The organism is Sphingomonas sp. OTU376 (assembly GCF_038440415.1).
GTDB lineage: Bacteria > Pseudomonadota > Alphaproteobacteria > Sphingomonadales > Sphingomonadaceae > Sphingomonas > Sphingomonas kyeonggiensis_A.
Genome location: NZ_JASATQ010000013.1, coordinates 1 through 21,076, shown reverse-complemented (window position 1 = coordinate 21,076; position 21,076 = coordinate 1). Strand labels below are relative to the sequence as shown.

Sequence of the window (21,076 nt, the reverse complement as noted above, 5' to 3'; positions counted from 1 at the left end):
ACAGCGTTGTCGGAATAAGCCTCCCCCAGGTTGGATCGGATAAACAGGCACGCCCCCGGGCGTGCGCGGCGCTGTTGCATGCGCCGAAGGGGAGAGGTGAATGTTGTTCAGCCTGCGGCACGTGGCGCGCTCCATGGCGTTGCTTGCCACCACCGCGCTTGCCGGGACGATGACCGCGCACGCGCAGGTCGCACCCGCCGCGTCACCGGTTCAAGCCGATCCTTCCGCCCGTCCCTGGGCCGATCCCAAGCTTCCCGCGGGTGCCCGTGCGGAAATGCTGCTCGCGGCGATGACGCTCGAGGAGAAGCTGGCGCTCGTCTACACATGGTTCCCGCCCTTCGCGAAGGGGCCCGACGCGCCGACCGACCTGATCCCCTCGGCCGGCCAGCAGCCGGCGATCCCGCGCCTGGGCATCCCGGCGCTTCGCGAGACCGATGCCAGCCTCGGCGTCGCCAACCAGGTCGAGCAGCGCAAGGGCGATACCGCCACCGCGCTCCCTTCGGGCCTGGCGCTGGCGGCCAGCTTCGATCCCAAGCTCGCCTATGAAAGCGGCGCGATGATCGGCAGCGAGGCGCGGGCCAAGCGCTTCAACGTGATGCTCGCCGGGGGCATCAACCTGACCCGCGATCCCTGGGGTGGGCGCAACTTCGAATATCTGGGCGAGGATCCGCTGCTCGCCGGCACGCTTGCGGGCGAGTCGATCAAGGGCATCCAGTCGAACCGCATCATCTCGACGATCAAGCATTTCGCGCTGAACGCGCAGGAGACCGGCCGCTTCGTCAGCGATGCGAAGATCGGCGAGGCGGCGTTCCGGGAAAGCGATCTGCTCGCCTTCGAACTGGCGATCGAGCGCGGCAAGCCGGGCTCGGTGATGTGCGCCTACATGTCGGTCAATGGCGACTTCGCCTGCGAGAACGCGTTCCTGCTCAACACCGTGCTCAAGCAGGACTGGGCCTATCCGGGCTATGTCATGTCCGACTGGGGCGCGGTGCACTCGACGGTGAAGGCCGCGCGCAACGGGCTCGACCAGCAATCGGGCGGCGAGCTCGATACGCATCCCTTCTTCCGGGCCGACCTGCGCAAGGCAGTGGAAAGCGGGGCGCTGCCGATGGCGCGGCTCGACGACATGGCGCGGCGCATCCTGAACGGCATGTTCTCGGCGGGTGTGATGGACGCGCCGGTGGTCGAGACGCCGCAGCCGATCGATACCGCGAAGAATGCCGAGGTCGCCCAGCGCGCGGCCGAGGCGGGCATCGTGCTGCTCAAGAACGAGAAGAATATCCTGCCGCTGGCCAAGTCGGCGAAGCGGATCGTGCTGATCGGCGGCCATGCCGATATCGGGGTGCTCTCCGGCGGCGGCTCGTCGCAGGTCCGCTCGACCGGCGGCATTCCGCTGGAGATCCCGCTCAAGAACGGCCCGGCCGCGTCCTTCGTGCGCGTGACCTGGCATGCGTCCTCGCCGCTTGCGGCAATCCGTGCGCTGGCCCCCAAGGCGCGCGTCGATTTCGTCGATGGCAGCAACCCCGAAGCTGCCGCTGCGGCGGCGAGGAACGCGGACCTGGCGATCGTCTGGGCCACCCAGTGGACCACAGAGGCCGAGGATCCCGAGACGATCGATCTGGAGGGCAACCAGAATGCGGTGATCGCCGCGGTCGCCGCCGCCAATCCGAAGACGGCCGTGGTGCTCAATACCGGCGGCCCGGTGCTGATGCCCTGGCTCAAGCAGGTGCCGGCGGTGCTCGCCGCCTGGTATCCCGGCCAGCGTGGCGGCGAGGCCGTGGCGCGGGTGCTGTTCGGCGAGGTGAACCCCTCGGGGCGCCTGCCGATCACTTTTCCGGCGTCCATCGACCAGGCGCCGCGCCCCACGGTGCCGGGCTTCGACCAGGTCAAGGCATCCCCCGATCGCGGGCAGGATGCGCGGGCGATCAAGCCGTTCGTGATCGATTATAAGGAAGGCTCCGACGTCGGCTATCGCTGGTATGCCAAGCAGGGCCAGCGCCCGGCTTTCCCGTTCGGCTACGGGCTCAGCTACACCCAGTTCGCCTATGCCAACCTCAGGGTGGAGGGGGGCGCCGCGCTGACGGTGAGCTTCGACGTCACCAATCGCGGCAAGCGCGAAGGCGCCGACGTGCCCCAGCTTTACGTGACTCCGGCCACGGGCGCCCGCCCGTTGCGCCTCGCGGGCTTCGAGCGGGTGACGCTCAAGCCCGGCGAGACTCGCCGGATCACGCTCACCGCCGAGCCGCGCATCGTCGCGGACTACGACACCGCCCAGCCGGGCTGGCACGTCGCGGCGGGAACCTATCGCGTCGCGATCTCGCGGGATGCCGGACAACCGGTGCTCACGGGCGCGGCGGATTTGCAGGAGCGCCGTCTGGCGCCCTGACGGGACAGCACCGGGTGAGGCGCGCGTAGATGCGTCGGGGTGCAGAACAGAGTGGGAGGACGAAGGGAATGAAGGGAATATCCAGTTTGATGGCCGGCTTGCTGGCGACGACCGCGATGGTCGCGCCGGCATGGGCCCAGGATACGGCCGTGGTGCCGCAGGACACGCAGGATGCGGGTGAAGAGATCGTCGTCACCGGCATCCGCGCGTCGCAGGCCAAGTCGGTCGACATCAAGCGCAACGAGACGGCGATCGTCGATGCGATCTCGTCGGAAGACATCGGCAAGCTGCCGGACGTGACGATCGTCGATGCGCTGCAGCGCATCTCGGGCGTCCAGATCCAGCGCAGCGCCGGCGAAGGCTCGACGGTCAACATTCGCGGCCTGCCGCAGGTCATCACGCTGCTCAACGGCGAGCAGTATCTGAGCCCGGGCAACCTCGGCACCGCGCAGCCGAACCTCAACGACATCCCGGCGCAGCTGATGAACGCCGTGGTCGTCTACAAGTCGCAGGACACGCGCAACGCGCTGTCGGGCATCTCGGGCACGATCGACCTGCGCACCCGTCGCCCCTTCGACATGAAGGAAGGCTTCGTGTTCTCGGGGCAGGGCGAATATGCCCGGGGTTCGAACACCAAGCATAACGACTATCTGTTCAGCGGCCTGGCCAGCTGGCGCAGCGACCGCTTCGGCGCGATGGTCGGCGCGACCTATAGCCGCAACCGCCTGGGCAACAGCTATGCCGGCATCGGCGGCGGCGTGTTCGGCAACAATGACTGGGGCGGTTCCGGCAACAACTGGATCTCGCCGCACGGCTATGAATTCTTCAACCGCGAAGTCGAGCGCCAGCGCTTCGGCATCAACGGCGCCGTCCAGTTCAAGATCGACGACGACTGGACCGTCACCGGCGAAGTCTTCCACACCGAGCTGGTCGAGCACAACCGCGCCGCCGGCATCAACATCTCGAACCGCTGGAACGGCCTTGGCTGGACCACGCCGACCGACAGCACGCCCTCGGGCCAGACCGCCGGCAACGGCCAGCCCTGGCTGGACGTGAACCAGTATGATCTCAATGTCTGGTGGTTCAACTCGTTCTCGGTCAACCGCACCGCGCGCGAGCACTCGACCAACTACAATTTCCAGATCGACTACGACAAGGACAACTTCAAGTTCAGTGCCCGCGCGCTGAAGTCCAACGCCAACATGCGCAGCATGAACGGCCAGGTGCAGGGCGACCTGAGCAACTGGCAGTACGCGCCGGGCCGCGCCTTCACGCTGTTCCGCAACGCCGCGGACCGCACCCGTGGTCCGTTCTACCCGGCGAACATCGCGTCGCAGTATCCCGCGTCGCAATATTCGAACGGCGTAGTCGGCTCGCGCGGCGGCCGCTACATCAACCCGAACCCGCTCGGCTATGGCCAGGACCCGCAGCTCCATCTCGATCTGCGCGGCTCGAACCCGGCGATCAGCGGCTTCGACACCGCCATCTCGGGCGGCCTGGGCGCCGGCAAGACGCTCAAGGACTATATGGCCAATCTCGACAGCTATGCTGTCGCGGCCTTCTCGTCCGAGGGCAACCAGGAGAACCATGCGAGCCTGGGCGTGTTCCGCGCCGACGGCAGCTATGATTTCGACGAAGGCGGCCTGTTCGGCCTGCTCAACCGTGTCGATGTCGGCGTGCGCCGTTCGGACCGCCAGACCCAGATCCGAAACTTCCACCTCTTCTCGAACTTCTACGGCGGCAACGGCGCAGCGGTTCCGGAAGGCTGCCTTGCGCAGTGGAAGGCGATCGACGTTGTTATGGACAACGCCCAGTGTTCGGCGGGCGAGTTCGTCTCCAACCCGGGGTACAATGCGGCACTGCCGGCGGCTACCGCGCCGTCGAACTGCACCGCGGCTACCGTGGCCAACGCACCGACCTGCTTCCAGGGCTATACGGTCAACCGCCCGACCAAGCTCAATGCCTATACCCCGGTCTATTTCCAGACCAACTGGGGCGGCGTGGTCAACGGCATGCCGGGCCTGTGGGTCGCGGATCCCAAGGCGTTCGACGATGTGAAGGCGTTCCAGGACAAGGTGTTCGGTCCCTCGACCGAGGTCACCATCCCGGGCAACACCTATGACGTCGACCTGGTCGAGGAGAGCGCGTACCTGAACACCGCCTTCTCCACGGGCGGGTTCAAGGCCAATCTCGGCCTGCGCGTCATCAACACCAAGCTGACCGTGAAGCAGAACCTCACCGGCGACACGCGCGCCTATGGTGACACCAATCTCGATACCGGCGACGTGGTTTCGCGCCGCTCGTATCTCGACTGGCTGCCCACCGTCACGCTGTCGTACGACTTCACGCGCCAGCTTCGCGTTCGTGCGGCCTTCGCCAAGACGATGATCCCGCTGGATCTGGGCAATTATGGCGGCGGCCTGACCATCTCGACCGCGGACTCTCCCTGTTCGGGCACGCCGGGGCCGACGGACGCGCCCTGCGGCGTGCGCCAGGTCACCGGCGCCAGCTCGAGCGGCAACCCGAACCTCAACCCGTGGCGTTCGAACAACTATGACGTGAGCCTGGAATATTATCTGGGCCGCGCCTCGATGTTCAACATCGGTGCGTTCAAGCTGGACATCAACAGCTTCGTCCAGAGCCGCACCACCCCGGGCGCGGGCCGCTTCGCGGACGGCGACGGCGTGATCCGTCGTGCGGTTCCGGTCACCCAGCCGGAACAGGGGACGGGTGGGTCGTTGCAGGGATTCGAAGTGGGGGCGAAGCTTGCCTTCAGCGACCTGATCGGCAGCGGTTTCTTCCGCAACTTCGGTATCGACGCCAACTACACCTATTCGGACAGCAAGCAGAACGGCCGTGCACTCGACGGTTCGCGCTTCCCGTTCCCGGATAACTCGAAGAGCCAGGTCAACCTGGTCGGCTGGTACCAGGACGATCACCTGCAGCTGCGCGTGGCGTACAACTACCGCACGCCGCGCCTGGCCTCCACCTTCGGCGGCATCGGCATCTACCAGGATACCGCGCAATATGTGGACGCCAACGTGACCTACAACATCAACGACGCCTTCGCGGTGTACGTGAACGGCTCGAACATCTTCGGCGAGCGCGAGCGCTACTACTTCCAGTTCGACGACGACTCGAAGCAGTACCACTCGCAGAACCGGTTCGAGCCGCGCTTCTCGGGCGGCGTGCGCGTCCGCTTCTAACGAGCCAACCCTCCTGGGCCGGCAGTCCCCATGGGCTGCCGGCCCATTTTTCAGGAGCGGAGGCAGGCGGTTTCGCTTGCGATACCGTTACCAAGACTATCAGATGACATCATGAAGGATGGGGGAATGGCCAGCGGCGCGATCGAGCGTGTCGTCATCGTCGGCGGGGGTACCGCGGGCTGGATGGCGGCGGCAGCCCTGGGTTCATACCTGGCGGGGACGGGCACCCGGATCACCCTGATCGAAAGCTCGGAAATCGGCACGATCGGCGTCGGCGAGGCGACGATCCCGACCATCCGGCGCTTCTACGCCAGCCTTGGCATGACCGACGCCGAAGTGATGCGCGCCTGCGAGGCGACCGCCAAGCTGGGCATCCGCTTCGTCGACTGGAAGCCCGGCACCAGTTTCGTCCACCCCTTTGGCCGCTTCGGGCAGGACCTGCGCGGCATCGACTTCCATCATTTCTGGGCGAAGGCCCGCGCCGCCGGCCAGGCCGCGCCGCTGGAGGAATATTCGCTGGGCGCGATGCTCGCGCGCGAAGGCCATGCCAGCGTGCCCTTGCCCAACCCCCCGAGCCAGCTCTCGGTGTTCGACTGGGCGCTGCATTTCGATGCCGCGCTGTTCGCCGCGCACATGCGCGACTATGCCGAGCGCAGCGGCGTCATGCGGATCGACGCGAAGATTACCGATGTGTCGCTGGATGGCGAGACCGGTTTCATCGAGAGCGTGACGCTGGGCAGCGGCGAGAAGGTCGAGGGCGACCTGTTCATCGATTGCTCGGGCTTCCGCGGCCTGCTGATCGGCGAGGCGCTGGGCATCGGCTACCAGGACTGGTCGCACTGGCTGCTCTGCGACGGCGCCTTTGCGGTGCAGAGCGAGCGGGTGGGCCTGCCGCCGAGCTGCACCACGGTCACCGCGCGCACCGCCGGCTGGCAATGGCGCATCCCGCTGCGTGCCCGCGAGGGCAATGGCATCGTCTTTTCGAGCAGTTTCCAGAGCGATGACGAGGCGCGCGCCGAGCTGCTCGCCCATGTGCCGGGCAAGCCGACGATGGAGCCGCGCCGGCTGCGCTTCACGCCGGGGCGGCGCGAGGTCGCCTGGGCGAAGAACTGCGTGTCGCTGGGCCTGGCATCGGGTTTCCTCGAGCCGCTGGAATCGACCAGCATCGCGCTGATCGAGACCGGGATCGAACGGCTCAAGCAGCTCTTCCCGGACAAGGGCTTCGATCCGGCGGTGATCGCCGAATACAATATTCAGTGCGCCGAGGAGATGGAGCGCGTTCGCGACTTCATCATCCTCCACTACAATCTCAGCACCCGCGAAGGGCCGTTCTGGCAGGCGTGCCGCGACATGACCTTGCCCGACACGCTGGCCGCCAAGATGGAACTGTGGCGGGCGCGGGGCGCGTTCATCCGCTATCGCTGGGAGATGTTCCACCCGGCATCCTGGCTGGCCATCTATGGCGGGTTCGAGCATCTGCCCGAGCGGATCGATCCCGGCGTCGCGGCGGTGAGCGTTGCCGAACTGGCGCCGGCGCTGGAGCAGATGCGGGCCGCGGTTGCCCGTACCGTCTCCGACACGCCGACGCATGAAGAGTTTCTCGCGACGGTGGACGGCGCCGCTGCCGAGCCCCGGAACCAGTCGCTAAGGACGCCCGCATGAACAGCCCCGACGCGCTCCGCAAAGTCTGCATCGTCGGCGGCGGCACCGCCGGCTGGATCGCCGCCGCGGTGATGGCGCACCACATGAAGGGCAGGCTCTTCGAGATCGAGCTGGTCGAGAGCGACGACATCGGCACGATCGGGGTGGGGGAGAGCACGATCCCGCCCTTCCTCGAGCTGATCGCCAAGCTCGACATCAACGAGCAGGAATTCATCCGCGAGGTGCAGGCCAGCTTCAAGCTGGGGATCGAGTTCAAGGACTGGTGGAAGCAGGGCGAGACCTATTTCCACCCGTTCGGCGATGTCGGCCAGCGGATCGAGCTGAGCGACTTCTACCAGGTGTGGCGCAAGGCGAAGCTCAACGGCCATGACTTCGCGCTGCAGGATTTCGCGCCAGCCACGGTGATGGCGCATGCGGGCAAGTTCATGCTGCCGTTCAAGGCGCGGGGCACGCCGATCGCCGGCGCTTCCTATGCGCTGCATGTCGATGCCAAGCGCGTCGCCCAATATCTGCGCGGTCATGCCGAGGCGCGCGGGGTGAAGCGGACCGAGGGCATCGTCACCGATGTCGCGCTCGACGATCGCGGCTTCGTCTCGACGCTGACGCTCAAGGACGGGCGGACCGTCGACGCGGACTTCTTCATCGATTGCTCGGGCTTCCGCGCACTGCTGATCGAGAAGGCGCTGGGCACCGGCTATACCGACTGGTCCAACTATCTGTTCTGCGACCGCGCCATCGCCGCGCAGACCGAGAATGTCGGTCCGCCCAAACCCTATACGCTGGCCGAGGCGCAGGACGCCGGCTGGCGCTGGCGCATCCCGCTGCAGCACCGCACCGGCAATGGCCATGTCTTCGCGTCCGAATTCATGAGCGACGACGAGGCGACGCGCATCCTGCTCGACAAGGTGGAGGGCGAGGTGGTCGCCGGGCCGATGGTGGTGCCGTTCAAGACGGGCGTGCGCCAGCAGATCTGGCACAAGAACGTGCTGGCGATCGGGCTCGCTTCCGGCTTCATCGAACCGCTGGAGAGCACCGCGATCCACCTGATCTATCGCGGCATGGACTTCTTCTTCCGCTTTCTGCCCGATCGCCACTGCGACCCGGCGCTGGCGGAGGAATATAACCGGCGGATGATCGCGGACTATACCGAGATCCGCGACTTCATCGTGCTCCATTATTGCACCACAGCGCGCGACGACACGCCCTTCTGGCGCAAGTGCCGTGACATGGAATGGCCGGACAGTTTGAAGGAGCGGGTGGAGCTGTTCCGCGCGAACGGCACGCTGCGCGAAGGACTGGACGAGCTGTTCCGATCGGTCAGCTGGTTCTCCGTGCTCGACGGGATGGGCGAGCTGCCGCGCACCTATCATCCGCTGGTCGACCGGATCGACGAGGCCGGGCTCTATGCGGGCTTGGCCCAGGCGCGCGACCAGCTTGCCGGCTTCGTACGCCAGTTGCCGACCCAGCAGCAGTTCATCGATGCGCATTGCCGCGCGGAGAAGGTCGATCTAGGCCGGCCGGCCCAAGCTGCCATGTCTGCCGGGGTTTGATGCAGAAGAAACGCGCGATCACGATCAAGGATGTTGCAGCCGAGGCGGGAGTCTCGCTGCAGACGGTGAGCCGCGTCATCAACAAGGGGCCGAACGTCACTGCCGGCGTGCAGGCGCGCGTGCAGGCGGCGATCGACAAGCTGGGCTATGTGCCGAGCCTGGCGGCACGGCGGCTGGGCGGATCGCGCTCCTATCTGATCCTGGCGTTCAACGACGAGCGGCCGACGCTCGAGGGCTGGCAGTCGCGGCGCGGCAATGACTGGGTCGACCAGATGCTGTTCGGCGGGATGCTCAAATGCGCCGAGCATGGCTATCGCATGCTGTTCGAGCTGGTGGATTCGCATTCGGACCAGCTCGAGGCACAGGTGCAGGCGGCACTCTCCGCGCTGCATCCCGACGGGGTGATCCTGACGCCGCCGCACAGCGACGATCCGCGGATCACCGAGCTGCTCCACCGCAACGGGCTGATCTTCGCGCGGCTCGGCTCGCACCAGGAAGGCCCCGGCTTCGCGGTCTATATGGACGACGAGGCGGCGGCGCGCCGGGCGACCGAGCACCTGCTCGACCTGGGGCACACGCGCATCGCCTATGTCCAGGGTCATCCCGAATATGCGATGAGCCCGGACCGGCTGCGCGGCTTTACCAGCGCGATCGAGGCGCGGGGGCTCCAGGTCGAGCCGGCCTATCTGCAGCCGGGCGATTTCACCTATGAGGCGGGCGTCGATGCGCTGAACACGCTCGCGTCGCTCGACGTGCCGCCGACCGCGGTGCTGGCGAGCAGCGACGAGATGGCGCTGGGCGTGCTGCACGCGGCCGGGCCGCTGGGGCTGTCGGTGCCGGGCGACCTCTCGGTGGTGAGCTTCGACGACACGCCGACGGTGCGGATGAGCGTGCCCGCGCTGACCGCGATCCGCCAGCCGATCGCGGCGATGACCGCGCGCGCGGCCGAGCTGCTGATCGAGGGCAAGGCGCGGGGCGGAGCGCTCGACTATGCGCGGCACCTGCTGCCCTTCGATTTCGTCGAACGTGTCTCGACCGCGCCGCCGCGGCGTTGACTTGGGCGCGGGGGGCGCCGATTGTCCGCCGCCCATGCCACGCTTCGTCTCGCCCGGCCGCGGCTTCATCTTCCTCTACGCGCTGGCCTATTCGGGCATGTTCGTCAGCTTCATGCCGTTCGTCATGGTGCTGTTGCCGCTCAAGGCGGCGCAGGCCGGGGGCGAGCATGCGGTGCAGCTGCTCAGTGCCGGTGCGCTGGGCGGCGCGGCGGTGGCGAGCATCACCAACATCCTGTTCGGCGCGCTGAGCGACCGCACGCGCCTGCGCCACGGCACGCGCAGGCCGTGGGTAACGGTGGGGCTGGGCGTGCTCTGCGCCGCTTATGGCGTGCTGCTGGTCTCCGCCGACCCGGCGAGCCTGCTGCTCGCGGTGTTCTGCATCCAGATCGGCATCAACATGATGTTCGCGCCGATCGCCGCGGTGATGGCGGACGAGATACCGGACGACCAGAAGGGCGTGGTGGCGGGGCTCACCGGCATCGCGCATCCGATCGGTGCGATGTCGGCGGTGCTGGTCACGCTCCCCGGGCTGGGCAGCGACCTGACCCGCTATGCCTTGCTCTGCCTGCTTTTCATCGCGTTGACCGCGCCCTTCCTGCTGCTCGCCCGCGAAGGCGCGGCGCTGCCCGCGCCTCCGCCCGCGCCGCAACGCGAGCTGCGCCGGTTCGACTTCATCCTCGCCTGGACCTCGCGCATCCTGTTCCAGGTCGCGGGCAATGGCCTGTCGACCTATGGCTTCTATTATTTCCTGTCGGTGCTCGACCGCGAGGACATCAGCAAGACCAGCGTCGAGGCCAATCCGATCGTCGCGACGATGACGGCGTCGACGATCATCGCAGTGCTGCTGACGGTGCTGGCGGGGCGCTTCTCGGACCGGATGATGCGGCGCAAGCCCTTCCTGGCGGCGGGGGCGGTGGGCATGGCGGCGGGGCTGGCGGTGATGGCGTTCGCCAAGAGCTGGGGCATGGCGGCGGCGGGGCACGCGCTGGCGCTGTCCGGGCTCAGCGTGTTCCTGGCGATCCACTCGGCGATCGCGATGCAGCTGCTGCCCAACCCGGAGCATCGCGGCCGCGACCTGGGCGTGCTCAACCTGACCAATACCCTGCCGGCAATGGTCGCGCCGCTGCTCGCGCTGGCGCTGGCGCCGGAGAAGACCGGCTACATGATCTGGCTGCTGATCCTGGCGGGCGGCACGCTGGCCGGCGGCGCGGTGTCGCTCTGCATCCGGACGCAGGATTAGGCCTGTCGAAAATGAGCTGCCCAGGTTCCCCGGCTAAGGCCGGGGAACTGCCAAGTCAGCTGTCACATCCTGACTGGCGACAGGATGGGAGCGGGCGAGTACCTGCGGTACCCGCCCGCGCTTGAACTCAATGCACCGGCTCGCCCGCGCTCGAATTGCGGTCGACCTTGGCGGTCATGCCGGTGGCGTCGGCGTCGTCCTGGGTCTGCTCGTCCGGCGCGAGGCTCGGCGCCGACGGGGCGGTGTCCGCCGTGGTGGCGTTGGTCACCGCCGGGGTGGCGACCGGCTCGTCGATCGTGACGTTGGAGAAGCTCTCCGGCTCGCCGATGTTCGCGACGATGGTCTCGTTCGCGGTCTCGTCGGGCTTGCCGCCCGAGCAGGCGGCGAGCGCCAGGCCGGCGGTGGCGATCAGGGCGAGGGTGCGGATCTTCATCTGGTTCATTCCCCTTGTTATCAACGTGCGGAAACGGCGGCGGCGGTGATCGCCGAGCGCTTCTCGATCTTTGCCGCGAGATCCTTGTCCCAGCCATAGGGATCGCCGCGGAAGTTCATCGTGCCGTTCGCGTTGGCGAAGGCGGTCCAGTAGAGCAGATAGACCGAGACCTGGTCCTGGTCCTGCAGGCTCACGCGCAGCGTGTCGCCCTTGGCGAGCGCGGCGTTGATCTGCTCGGGCTGCCAGTTCGGATCGTTGCGCAGCAGCAGCTGGGCGAGCGGGCCCGGCTTCTCCAGGCGGACGCAGCCATGCGAGGCAAGCCGGCTGAAGCTGGCGAAGGTCGACTGCGACGGCGTGTCGTGCAGGTACACGGCATAGTTGTTCGGGAAGTCGAACTTGTAGCGGCCGAGCGCGCTCTTCGGGCCGGGCTGCTGCTGCAGGCGGCGGTTCGCGCCGGTGCCGATGATCTTGTAGCCCTGCGCCTTGAGCGTGGCCTCGCCCTTGGGCCACAGCTCCTTCTGGGCGATGCCGGCCGGCACGTTCCAGGGCGGATTGAGCACGATCGAGTGGATCTTCGACTGGAGCATCGGCGTCTCGTTGCCGGGACGGCCGGTGACGGCCTTCATCGATGCGATCGGGGAGTCGCCCTCGAACACGGTGAGCACGGCGGCGGCGATGTTCACCTGGATGCGCTTGGCGGGCAGTTCGCTCGGCAGCCAGCGCCAGCGCTCCATGTTCGCCATGATCTGGCCGACGCGGTCCTCGGCCGGCACGTTGAGCGCGGCGAGCGTGCCCGACGAGACGACGCCGGTGGGGTTGAGGCCGTAGCGGCGCTGGGCGCGGACGACGGCTTCCTTGAGCTCGGCATCGAACTTGTCGCCGGTGGCGGTCACCTGGCTGTCCTCGACCGAGAGGCGCTTGCGCAGGGCGGCGACGCGGGCGCCGCTGGCGCCGGCGGCGAGGTCGGGACCGGCGGCGAGCTTCTGCCAGCCGCCCTTGGCGACGATCTGGCGATAGGTGGCGAGGCCGGCCTGCAGCGCGTCATAGCCGGCCCAGGGCGGCGGCAGGTCGCGCAGCCAGGCGCCGACGCGGTTCTGCTTCACTGCCTCGGCAAAGGCGGGCAGGGGATCATAGGCAGTAGGGCGCAGGCCCCAGTTCGGGTCGAAATCGGCCTCCGCAAGGCGGCCCGAATGGACGGCGCGGGCATAATCGAGCGCGGCGCGGACCAGCGCCTGGTTGTCCTTGAAGCTCGGCGTCGGATCGCCGGCGCGACGCAGGCCCTGGGCGAAGCCGGCCTCGGTGAGGATCGGCGCGAGCTCGGCGGCCTGCGATGCGCTCAGCACCGGCAGCACCACCGGCGCGTTCGGAACGAACGGCGGCACGGGTACGACGGGCAGCGTCTGCGAGGGGTTTGTCTGCGGCGCGGGGGCAACCTGTTGCGCGACGACAGGCGCCGCGATTCCGGCAAGTACCGCTGTCCATGCGGCACGGCGGGCCACCCGGCCCGAAAACACTTTGGTCACTCGCAATCTCCTTCGCGGCCGCCCTGAGGCCGGGCGACCTGAATCGCCACCTGCTATTAAGCCAAAGCGGGCGCGCGTGGCGAGCGTCGAATTTATACTTTGCGACGACGCGCCTTGACAGTGGCAACGTTGTCGGACCAGTTTCCCTCAAACGCCCGCCGTGGCAAGGAGCGGGCGACGTCCGCAGGGAGAGGTTTCTTGGCATCTACACGTTCAACACAGACGACGCTGGCGTTCGCCGCCGTCACAACCCTGTTCTTTGCCTGGGGGTTCATCACCTCGCTGGTCGACCCGCTGGTCGCCGCGGTGAAGGGCATCTTCACGCTCACCGATTTCCAGGCCCAGGCGAGCGCCTTCGCGTTCTTCTTCGCCTATTTCGTCGTCTCGATCCCGGCCTCGGCACTGGTTTCGCGGCTGAAGGCAGTGCCTTCGATCATCGCCGCGCTGGTCACGATGATCGCCGGCTGCCTGATCATGCTGACCGCCGCCAACGCCGCCAATTACTGGCTGGTGCTGCTCGGCCTGTTCGTGATGGCCAGCGGCATCACCGTGCTGCAGGTGGCGGCCAATCCGCTCGCCGCCGCGCTCGGTGACCCGAAGGGCAGCCATTTCCGCCTGGTGCTCAGCCAGACCTTCAACTCCTTCGGCACCTTCCTCGGCCCGCTGCTCGGCGCGCACCTGTTCCTGCAGGGCGTCGAGGTGAAGGAAGGCACGACGATCACTCCCGAGATCCGCGCCCAGGCGCTGCAGGGCATCGACTCCGCCTATTTCTGGATCTGCGGCCTGATCGCCGCGCTGGCGGTGTTCTTCTTCCTCAGCCGCCGTGTCGTCACCGAGGCAGCTCCGGCGCCGGCGACGACCAGCGACGGCCTGTTCGCGGCCTTCTCGTCGAAATGGGCGCTGTTCGGCGGCCTCGCCATCTTCCTCTATGTCGGCGCCGAAGTGTCGATCGGCACTCAGATGGCGCTGTTCCTCAACTCGAACGCGATCTGGGGCCAGTCCGACGCCGCGTTCAGCGTGCCGCTGCTCGGCTATGCGATGGGTAGCGACGGCGTGCACGGCGTTTCGCTGCAGGAAGCCGGCAAGGCCGTTGCCTTCTACTGGCTTGGCGCAATGGTCGGCCGCGCGATCGGCTCGGGCCTGCTCACCGTGGTGAAGGCCCACAAGCTGCTCGCGCTGTTCACGGCGATCGCCGCGGCGATGTGCCTCTATGTCTTCGCGGTGGGCGGCGTCACCGCCGGCTTCGTCGCGCTGGCGATCGGCCTGTTCAACTCGATCATGTTCCCGGTGATCTTCACGCTCACCCTGGAGCGTTCGACCGCGAGCGCCGAATCGACGTCGGGCCTGCTCTGCACCGCCATCGTCGGCGGCGCGATCCTGCCGCTGCTGGTGGGGCTGGTCTCGGGCTCGCACGGCTACAGCTTCGCGCTGATCGTTCCGGCGCTCTGCTATGTCGCGCTGTGCGGCTTCGCGATCGCTGCCGGCCGTGCGCCGGTGGTCAATGCCGAAGGTGAGACTGCTTCGATCCACTGATCGGAGAAGCTTCGTTCACTTGCCGCCGGACCCCGGATACTCCCCTCCGGCGGCAAGGAAACGAACTGGTGCGCGTTACGCTGTCCGACCCGACGCCGATATCCGCGCACAACACCGGGCCGATCCATTAAACGGCCCGTTTCGCCAGAACTTGCGTGCCTTTCTTCGGAGCGCCCGATCCTGCATCGGGCGCTTCCTTGCGCACCCGGCCGGCGCTACTGTTACCGGTATCTAACGATGCCGGAGAGTGCCGCGATGCCCATCGTCCGCCGTGGTTTCCTTGCCGGAGCGCTCCTGCTCCCCGCCGTTGCCCGGGCCGCCCAGGCGCAGGAGAGCTGGGAGGACAAGCATCAGCGCCAGCTCAAGGAAGACTGGCCGTGGCTCGGCCGCTACGCCGCCGACAACGCAACGCTGATCGCCTCGGGCCGGAAGGTCGATATCGTCTTCATGGGCGATTCGATCACCGAGGGCTGGCAGTCCAAGCATCCGGCCTTCTTCACGCCCGGCCGGATCTGCCGCGGGATCAGCGGGCAGACCACGCCGCAGATGGTGCTGCGGATGATGGCCGACGTGATCGCGTTCAAGCCGCGCCTGATCCACATCATGGCCGGGACCAACGATATCGCCGGCAACACCGGCAAGATGACCGTCCAGCAGAGCTGCGACAACCTCCGCATGATGACCGAGCTGGCCCAGGCCAACGGTATCAAGGTGCTGCTCGCCTCCGTGCCGCCGGCGGATCATTTCCCGTGGCGCCAAGGCCTCGAGACGGTGCAGCCCATCCGGAAGATCAACGCCTGGCTGGCGGACTATGCCCGCCGTGCTCGCGCCACCTATGTCGACTATACCGGCGTGCTGGCGACCGGGGAGGGCGCGATGAAGCCCGGCATGGCCTATGACGGGGTGCATCCGACCGAACAGGGCTATGCCGCGATGGAGACCGTGCTCGCGCCGGTGCTGAAGGCGCACAAGGCGTGATGCGGTTCCTGCGCAATTCCCCTCCCTGCAAGGGAGGGGGCAGGGGTGGGTTGCGTCATGGCGATCCTGCTTCCACCGGCTTCATCGCGCCGTATCGCGTGCATCCACCCACCCCCGGCCCCTCCCTTGCAGGGAGGGGGGTACTGTTGGCGCTCGCGGCTCTCTTCTCCATCACGCCCGCTTCCGCGCAACAGCTGCTCACCGCCGTCTCGCCCGACGGCGGCAACCGCATCTCGATCCAGCTCAATGGCTCGGGCACGCCGGTCTATGCGATCTCGCGCGCCGGCAATATCGTGATCGCGCCGTCGCCGATCCTGCTCGATCTCGATGCGGATACGCTGGGCTATAATCTCGCGGTTACGGGATCGGAGACGGCCAGCGCCGATGCGCGCTATCCGATCGTGGCGGGTACCGCCTCGGAGGGGCACGACCATTACAACCAGCTCACCGTGCACTTCCAGGAGAAGGCGGGGGCGAAGCGCAGGCTCGACATCGTGCTGCGTGCCTATGACGACGGCGTTGCGTTCCGCACGGTCGTTCCCGTCCAGCCACAGACCGCGGCGGCGATCGTCCGCTATGATCGCACCGGCTTCTATTTCCCACCCAGCTACAAATGCTGGGGCTTCAATGTCGGCAAATTCGGATCGAGCCATGAGGGCGAGTTCGACCCTGTCGACGTGCCGCATCTGCGCGACCATAATCTGTTCGATCTCCCCTTTGCCTGTGAGAGCGGCAAGGCCGCCTTCGCGATCACCGAAGCGGACCTGATCGACTTTGCGGGCATGTATCTGACCGGGCGCGGGGACGGCGGGGCGGGGCTGCAGGTGAAGCTGTCGCCCTCGCTTGACGATTACCGGATCGCGGTGCACAGCCGTGTCGGTAGCCCGATCGTCACGCCGTGGCGGGTGGTCATGCTCGCCAACCAGCTCGGCAAGCTCAACGAGAGCAATCTCGTCAGCAACCTCTCGAGCGCGAGCCGGATCGAGGACACCAGCTGGATCAAGCCGGGCCTGACGAGCTGGGACTGGTGGAGCGGGCCGGTGATCGCGTCGCTCCCCGGCCAGCGCAGCACCACTGCGGTCGCAAAGGCGCTGATCGACTTCGCCGCCGCCAATGGCCTGCCCTATACGATGATCGACGAGGGCTGGTACGCCGGGGCCGGCGGGGGCGGGGTGCGCCGCCCGGGTGTGGACATCACCAGATGGGCCGATGCGCTGAACCTCCAGGAAGTCGCCGACTATGCGAAGTCGAAGAAGGTGCGGCTGTGGCTGTGGATGCACTGGCAGGCGCTCGACGAGCAGATGGAGGATGCGCTCGCGCTCTACGAGAAGATGGGCGTTGCCGGCATCAAGGTCGATTTCATGGACCGGGACGACCAGTGGATGGTCAACTGGTACACCAAGCTGCTCGGCGCGGCGGCGCGGCATCACCTGATGGTCGATCTCCACGGCGCGTTCCCGCCGCGCGGACTGGCACGCACCTGGCCGAACTTCATGACGCAGGAAGGCGTGATGGGGGCCGAGTACAACAAGTGGAGCAAGCGGGCGACGTCGCGGCACAACGTCATGCTCGCCTTCACCCGCGGGCTGATCGGCCCGATGGACTATACGCCGGGCGGCTTCCGCAACGTGACGCCCGAGGCCTTCCGCATCCGGAACGACCTGCCGTTCGTCCAGACGACGCGGGCGCATGGGCTGGCGATGTATGTGGTGTTCCTGTCCCCGGTCGCCGCGGTGGCGGACAGCCCGGATACCTATGCTGCGAGTCCCGCGGGGTTCGACTTCATCAAGGCGGTGCCGGCGAGCTGGGACGAGACACGCTATCTGGCGGGCGAGACGGGGGAGTATATCGTGCTCGCCCGCCGCAAGGGCCGGACCTGGTATCTCGGCGCGATGAACAGCGAGACCGCGCGCAAGGTCACTGTGTCGCTCGATTTTCTCGGGCCTAGGGGTGGAGTGATGCGGCTCTGGGCGGATGGCGCCCAGCCGGATGCACCGGTCCTCACCGAGAAGCGAGTGGCGGACGGAGAGACGCTGACGCTCGATCTCGCGGCACATGGCGGTGCAGTGGCCATGTTCGAAAAATAGAGTTCAAAACTCGGACAATTGCGGTTATCACTCCCTTGTCCCAAGCGGCGAACGACCGCGCGGACGAGGAGAGTGGTGATGCGAATCACGCAAAGGGATGTGTTCGTCGCAAGCACGGCATTGCTCTGCGGATGGGGTGCCAGCGCGCTTGCCCAGCAGCATGACCTGCTTGGGCCGACGGTGTGGGACTGGAACAAGCTCACGGTCCAGAAGACCGATGTCGGCGAGATCCGCAATCTCGTCCGCCAGCCGACCGCGACGCTGTCCGAGCTGGAGATGCACGTCACCACGCTCAATCCGGGCCTGTCCTCGCACCCGCCGCACACCCATCCGAACGAGGAGCTGGTGATCGTCGACACCGGCACCGTCGAGACGCTGTCGGGCGGCAAATGGGAGCGGCTTGGGCCGGGTTCGGTGATCTTCAATGCGTCGAATGCGCCACATGCGTTGCGCAATGCGGGCGGGACCCCGGCGACCTATCACGTTATCAACTGGAAGACCGCCGCGACGCCGCCGAATTGACGCGGGGTGAAATGACAGGAGTGCGTGACATGGACCGTCGTTCGATCCTCGGCATGGCCGGCATTGCCGCGATGCTGCCCCCCGAAGTGCTCGCCCAGTCGCAGAGCTCGGGCAATGCGCCGTCCGAGAATGCCGCGCCTACCGGGCCGGAGCCTGGGGTGAAGCACCGGGTCGATTTCGGCGTGATCGGGCTCGACCATGCGCATATCTATTCGATGACCGACGCGATGATCCGCGGCGGCGGCGTGCTCTGGGCCTTTTTCTCGGCCGATCCGAAGCAGGTCGACACCTTCCGCAAGCGCTATGGCAATGCCGTGAAGCTCGCCCGCAGCGAGGACGAGATCCTGGGCGACAAGTCGATCCAGCTCATCGTCGGCGCGCCGATCCCCGATCTGCGCGCGCCGCTGGGCATCAAGGCGATGCGCGCGGGCAAGGACTATCTGGGCGACAAGCCGGCGATCACCAGCCTCGAGCAGCTTGCCGAGGTTCGCAAGGCGATCGCGGAGACGAAGCGCAAGTTCGCGATCATGTATTCCGAGCGGCTGGAAGTTCGCGCCGCGGTCCATGCCGGCGAGCTCGTCCAGCAGGGGCGGATCGGCAAGGTGATCCAGACGGTGAACCTCGCGCCGCATCGTGTCGGGGCCGGGCGGCCGGACTGGTTCTGGGACAAGAACCGCTATGGCGGGATCCTCACCGATATCGGCAGCCATCAGGCCGAGCAGTTCCTGTTCTACACCGGTTCGAAGACCGCGCATGTCGTCGCGGCGCAGACCGGCAACCTCAAATGGCCGGACAAGCCGGGCTTCGAGGATTTCGGCGACATGATGCTGACCGGCGACGGCGGCACCGGCTATGTCCGAGTCGACTGGTACACGCCCGACGGCCTGCCGACCTGGGGCGACGGCCGGCTCTTCATCCTCGGTACCGAGGGCTATATCGAGCTGCGCAAGTACGTTGATATCTCCGGGCGCCCCGGCGGCAACCACCTGCTGATCTGCGACAAGCAGGGCGTGCGCTATATCGACTGCTCGAAGATGCCGCTGCCCTTCGGCCCGCAATTCATCACCGACATCGTCGAGCGCTCGAGCGTGGCGCAGGACCAGGATCAGGCCCTGCTCGCCGCCGAGCTGGTGCTCACCGCACAGAAGAACGCGACGAGGCCCATCACGGCCTGAACCACGAAGATGAGGAGAGGGGCATGCGGCTTTCCAGACGCCAGGCGATCGGAGCGGTAGCGGCGCCGATGATCGTGCCGTCCAGCGTGTTTGGCCGGAATGCTCCCTCCAACCGTGTTGCGGTGGGCGCGATCGGTGTCGGCCGGATCAGCCGCGTCCATGACATGAAGGAGATCCACAAGCACGCCGACGCCCAGATCGTCGCGGTGTGCGATGTCGACACCAAGCGGCTGGGCGCGGGCATGCAGCTGGTCGATGACCGTTACGCCGCCAGCACGGGGAAGAATTACTCCGGTACGCGCGGCTATACCGACTATCGCGAGTTACTCGCCGCGACGGACATCGACGCGGTGCTGATCTCGACCCCCGACCACCAGCACGCGCCGCTCGCCGTGCATGCGGTGCAGGCGGGCAAGCATGTCTATCTGCAAAAGCCCGCCTCGCTGACCATCGCCGAGGGTCGGCGGGTGGCGGACGAAGTGAAGAAGTCGGGCAGGATATTGCAGATCGGCTCGCAGCAGCGCGGGCAGGACCCCTGGCCACAGTTCCACCGTGCCTGCGAGCTGGTCCGCAACGGCCGGGTCGGCAAGCTCAGGCATGTCGAGATCGGCTTGCCGGGCGATCCTTCGGGACCCGAGGCGCCGCGGATGCCGATCCCGCCGAACCTCAACTACGACGCCTGGCTGGGGACCACGTCCGAGCAATATTATACCGAGATCCGCGTCCACCCGCAGAACAGCTTCGAGGATCGCCCCGGCTGGCTGCGCATGGAGCAGTTCGGCGCCGGGATGATCACCGGCTGGGGCGCGCATCATGTCGACATCGCCCATTGGGGCATGGACATGGAGCATTCGGGGCTCGTCGAGATCTGGGGCAGCGCCGAATTCCCCAAATCCGGCCTGTGGGACGTGCACGGTCCGTTCGAGACGCATGCCCGCTATGCCAATGGCGTGACGATGACGATCTCGGGCGCGCTGCCCAATGGCGTGAAGTTCATCGGCGACAAGGGCTGGGTGTTCGTCCAGCGCACCGGCGCGGTCTCCTCGTCCGACCCATCCAAACCCGCCGACGTGCCGCTCAGCGCGAGCGATGCGAAGATCCTCGACAGCGTGATCGGCCCGAACGAGGTGCAACTCTACAAGGCGCCCGAGCAGCACCGGAACTGGCTCGATGCGATCCTGAAAGGGGTACCGGTCAGCGCGCCCGCCGAGATCGGCCACCGCGCCTGTTCGACCTGCCTGCTCCATCATGTCGCGATGAAGACCGGGCGGCGCCTGAAATGGGATCCCAAGGCCGAGAAGTTCATCGGGGACGATGCGGCAAACGCGATGCTCAGCCGGCCGCAGCGGGCGAAATACGCCATCTGAACGACTCCCCTCCGTGATCCTGGCTCGGGAGTCGGGATCACGCTTTTTCTTCGTTCATGGGGTGCATGTCTCTCTTCGTGACCCCCGGGGGGGGGGGGGGGGGGGGGGGGGGGGGGGGGGGGGGGGGGGGGGGGGGGGGGGGCGGGGGGGCGGGGGGGGGGGGGGGGGGGGGGGGGGGGGGGGGGGGGGGGGGGGGGGGGGGGGGGGGGGGGGGGGGGGGGGGGGGGGGGGGGGGGGGGGCGGGGGGGGGGGGGGGGGGCGGGCGGGGCGCTTCGCGCACCGGAGGAGGCGGCGCAAGCCCTTCCTGGCGGCGGGGGCGGTGGGCTTGGCGGCGGGGCTGGCGGTGATGGCGTTCGCCA

Annotated in this window: 14 protein-coding genes; 12 read left to right on the top strand and 2 right to left on the bottom strand. The window is 67.3% G+C overall.

The window, feature by feature from the left end:
• Positions 1 to 100: 100 nt before the first annotated feature.
• The 6 genes from AAHM44_RS07880 to AAHM44_RS07855 all read left to right on the top strand — a co-directional run bounded on the left by AAHM44_RS07880 (position 101) and on the right by AAHM44_RS07855 (position 11,099).
• Positions 101 to 2,386 (top strand): beta-glucosidase, encoded by a 2,286-nt coding sequence (locus AAHM44_RS07880; RefSeq protein WP_342249601.1) that lies wholly within the window; start codon positions 101 to 103, stop codon positions 2,384 to 2,386.
• 89 nt (positions 2,387 to 2,475) lie between these two features.
• Complete coding sequence (locus AAHM44_RS07875; RefSeq protein WP_269575604.1) at positions 2,476 to 5,592, top strand: TonB-dependent receptor; 3,117 nt, start codon at positions 2,476 to 2,478, stop codon at positions 5,590 to 5,592.
• Between the two features lie 111 nt (positions 5,593 to 5,703).
• Positions 5,704 to 7,254 (top strand): tryptophan halogenase family protein, encoded by a 1,551-nt coding sequence (locus tag AAHM44_RS07870; protein WP_342249600.1) that lies wholly within the window; start codon positions 5,704 to 5,706, stop codon positions 7,252 to 7,254.
• The gene (locus tag AAHM44_RS07865; RefSeq protein WP_269575602.1) at positions 7,251 to 8,804 is read left to right on the top strand and encodes a tryptophan halogenase family protein; all 1,554 of its coding nucleotides are present in this window, start codon (positions 7,251 to 7,253) and stop codon (positions 8,802 to 8,804) included. Before AAHM44_RS07870 ends, AAHM44_RS07865 begins: the two co-directional genes overlap by 4 nt.
• Positions 8,804 to 9,859 carry a LacI family DNA-binding transcriptional regulator gene (locus AAHM44_RS07860; protein WP_342249599.1) on the top strand — a complete coding sequence of 352 codons (1,056 nt, stop codon included), beginning with the start codon at positions 8,804 to 8,806 and terminating at the stop codon, positions 9,857 to 9,859. Before AAHM44_RS07865 ends, AAHM44_RS07860 begins: the two co-directional genes overlap by 1 nt.
• A gap of 34 nt (positions 9,860 to 9,893) precedes the next feature.
• Positions 9,894 to 11,099, top strand: a complete 1,206-nt coding sequence (locus AAHM44_RS07855; RefSeq protein WP_342249598.1) for an MFS transporter — start codon at positions 9,894 to 9,896, stop codon at positions 11,097 to 11,099.
• 127 nt (positions 11,100 to 11,226) lie between these two features.
• Here AAHM44_RS07855 and AAHM44_RS07850 read toward each other — a convergent pair whose 3' ends face one another.
• Positions 11,227 to 11,532, bottom strand: coding sequence for a hypothetical protein (locus tag AAHM44_RS07850; RefSeq protein ID WP_221416224.1), 306 nt, complete (start codon positions 11,530 to 11,532; stop codon positions 11,227 to 11,229).
• A gap of 20 nt (positions 11,533 to 11,552) precedes the next feature.
• On the bottom strand, positions 11,553 to 13,046 hold the full coding sequence (locus AAHM44_RS07845) for a L,D-transpeptidase family protein (RefSeq protein ID WP_446745969.1): 1,494 nt from the start codon (positions 13,044 to 13,046) through the stop codon (positions 11,553 to 11,555).
• A gap of 207 nt (positions 13,047 to 13,253) precedes the next feature.
• On the opposite strand from AAHM44_RS07845, the gene AAHM44_RS07840 reads away from it, so the two are divergent.
• From AAHM44_RS07840 to AAHM44_RS07815, 6 genes are all read left to right on the top strand, one after another.
• Positions 13,254 to 14,588, top strand: coding sequence for an MFS transporter (locus AAHM44_RS07840; RefSeq protein WP_269575598.1), 1,335 nt, complete (start codon positions 13,254 to 13,256; stop codon positions 14,586 to 14,588).
• Positions 14,589 to 14,843: 255 nt separating this feature from the next.
• Positions 14,844 to 15,566: a GDSL-type esterase/lipase family protein gene (locus AAHM44_RS07835; protein ID WP_342249596.1), complete on the top strand. Its 723-nt coding sequence runs from the start codon at positions 14,844 to 14,846 to the stop codon at positions 15,564 to 15,566.
• A 146-nt stretch (positions 15,567 to 15,712) separates the two neighbouring features.
• Complete coding sequence (locus AAHM44_RS07830) at positions 15,713 to 17,653, top strand: glycoside hydrolase family 97 protein (RefSeq protein WP_342249595.1); 1,941 nt, start codon at positions 15,713 to 15,715, stop codon at positions 17,651 to 17,653.
• A 78-nt stretch (positions 17,654 to 17,731) separates the two neighbouring features.
• Positions 17,732 to 18,175, top strand: a complete 444-nt coding sequence (locus AAHM44_RS07825; protein ID WP_342249594.1) for a cupin domain-containing protein — start codon at positions 17,732 to 17,734, stop codon at positions 18,173 to 18,175.
• 29 nt (positions 18,176 to 18,204) lie between these two features.
• Positions 18,205 to 19,350 (top strand): Gfo/Idh/MocA family protein, encoded by a 1,146-nt coding sequence (locus AAHM44_RS07820; protein WP_342249593.1) that lies wholly within the window; start codon positions 18,205 to 18,207, stop codon positions 19,348 to 19,350.
• Between the two features lie 23 nt (positions 19,351 to 19,373).
• Positions 19,374 to 20,717, top strand: a complete 1,344-nt coding sequence (locus tag AAHM44_RS07815) for a Gfo/Idh/MocA family protein (protein ID WP_342249592.1) — start codon at positions 19,374 to 19,376, stop codon at positions 20,715 to 20,717.
• The last annotated feature ends 359 nt before the right edge of the window (positions 20,718 to 21,076 follow it).

What these genes read in the sequence shown, in the direction of transcription:
- AAHM44_RS07855 (WP_342249598.1), top strand. Translation starts at nt 9,894, where the DNA reads ATGCCACGCTTCGTCTCGCCCGGCCGCGGCTTCATCTTCCTCTACGCG.
- AAHM44_RS07870 (WP_342249600.1), top strand. Translation starts at nt 5,704, where the DNA reads ATGAAGGATGGGGGAATGGCCAGCGGCGCGATCGAGCGTGTCGTCATC.
- AAHM44_RS07820 (WP_342249593.1), top strand. Translation starts at nt 18,205, where the DNA reads ATGGACCGTCGTTCGATCCTCGGCATGGCCGGCATTGCCGCGATGCTG.
- AAHM44_RS07860 (WP_342249599.1), top strand. Translation starts at nt 8,804, where the DNA reads ATGCAGAAGAAACGCGCGATCACGATCAAGGATGTTGCAGCCGAGGCG.
- AAHM44_RS07815 (WP_342249592.1), top strand. Translation starts at nt 19,374, where the DNA reads ATGCGGCTTTCCAGACGCCAGGCGATCGGAGCGGTAGCGGCGCCGATG.
- AAHM44_RS07875 (WP_269575604.1), top strand. Translation starts at nt 2,476, where the DNA reads ATGGCCGGCTTGCTGGCGACGACCGCGATGGTCGCGCCGGCATGGGCC.
- AAHM44_RS07825 (WP_342249594.1), top strand. Translation starts at nt 17,732, where the DNA reads ATGCGAATCACGCAAAGGGATGTGTTCGTCGCAAGCACGGCATTGCTC.
- AAHM44_RS07880 (WP_342249601.1), top strand. Translation starts at nt 101, where the DNA reads ATGTTGTTCAGCCTGCGGCACGTGGCGCGCTCCATGGCGTTGCTTGCC.
- AAHM44_RS07865 (WP_269575602.1), top strand. Translation starts at nt 7,251, where the DNA reads ATGAACAGCCCCGACGCGCTCCGCAAAGTCTGCATCGTCGGCGGCGGC.
- AAHM44_RS07835 (WP_342249596.1), top strand. Translation starts at nt 14,844, where the DNA reads ATGCCCATCGTCCGCCGTGGTTTCCTTGCCGGAGCGCTCCTGCTCCCC.
- AAHM44_RS07850 (WP_221416224.1), bottom strand. Translation starts at nt 11,532, where the DNA reads ATGAAGATCCGCACCCTCGCCCTGATCGCCACCGCCGGCCTGGCGCTC.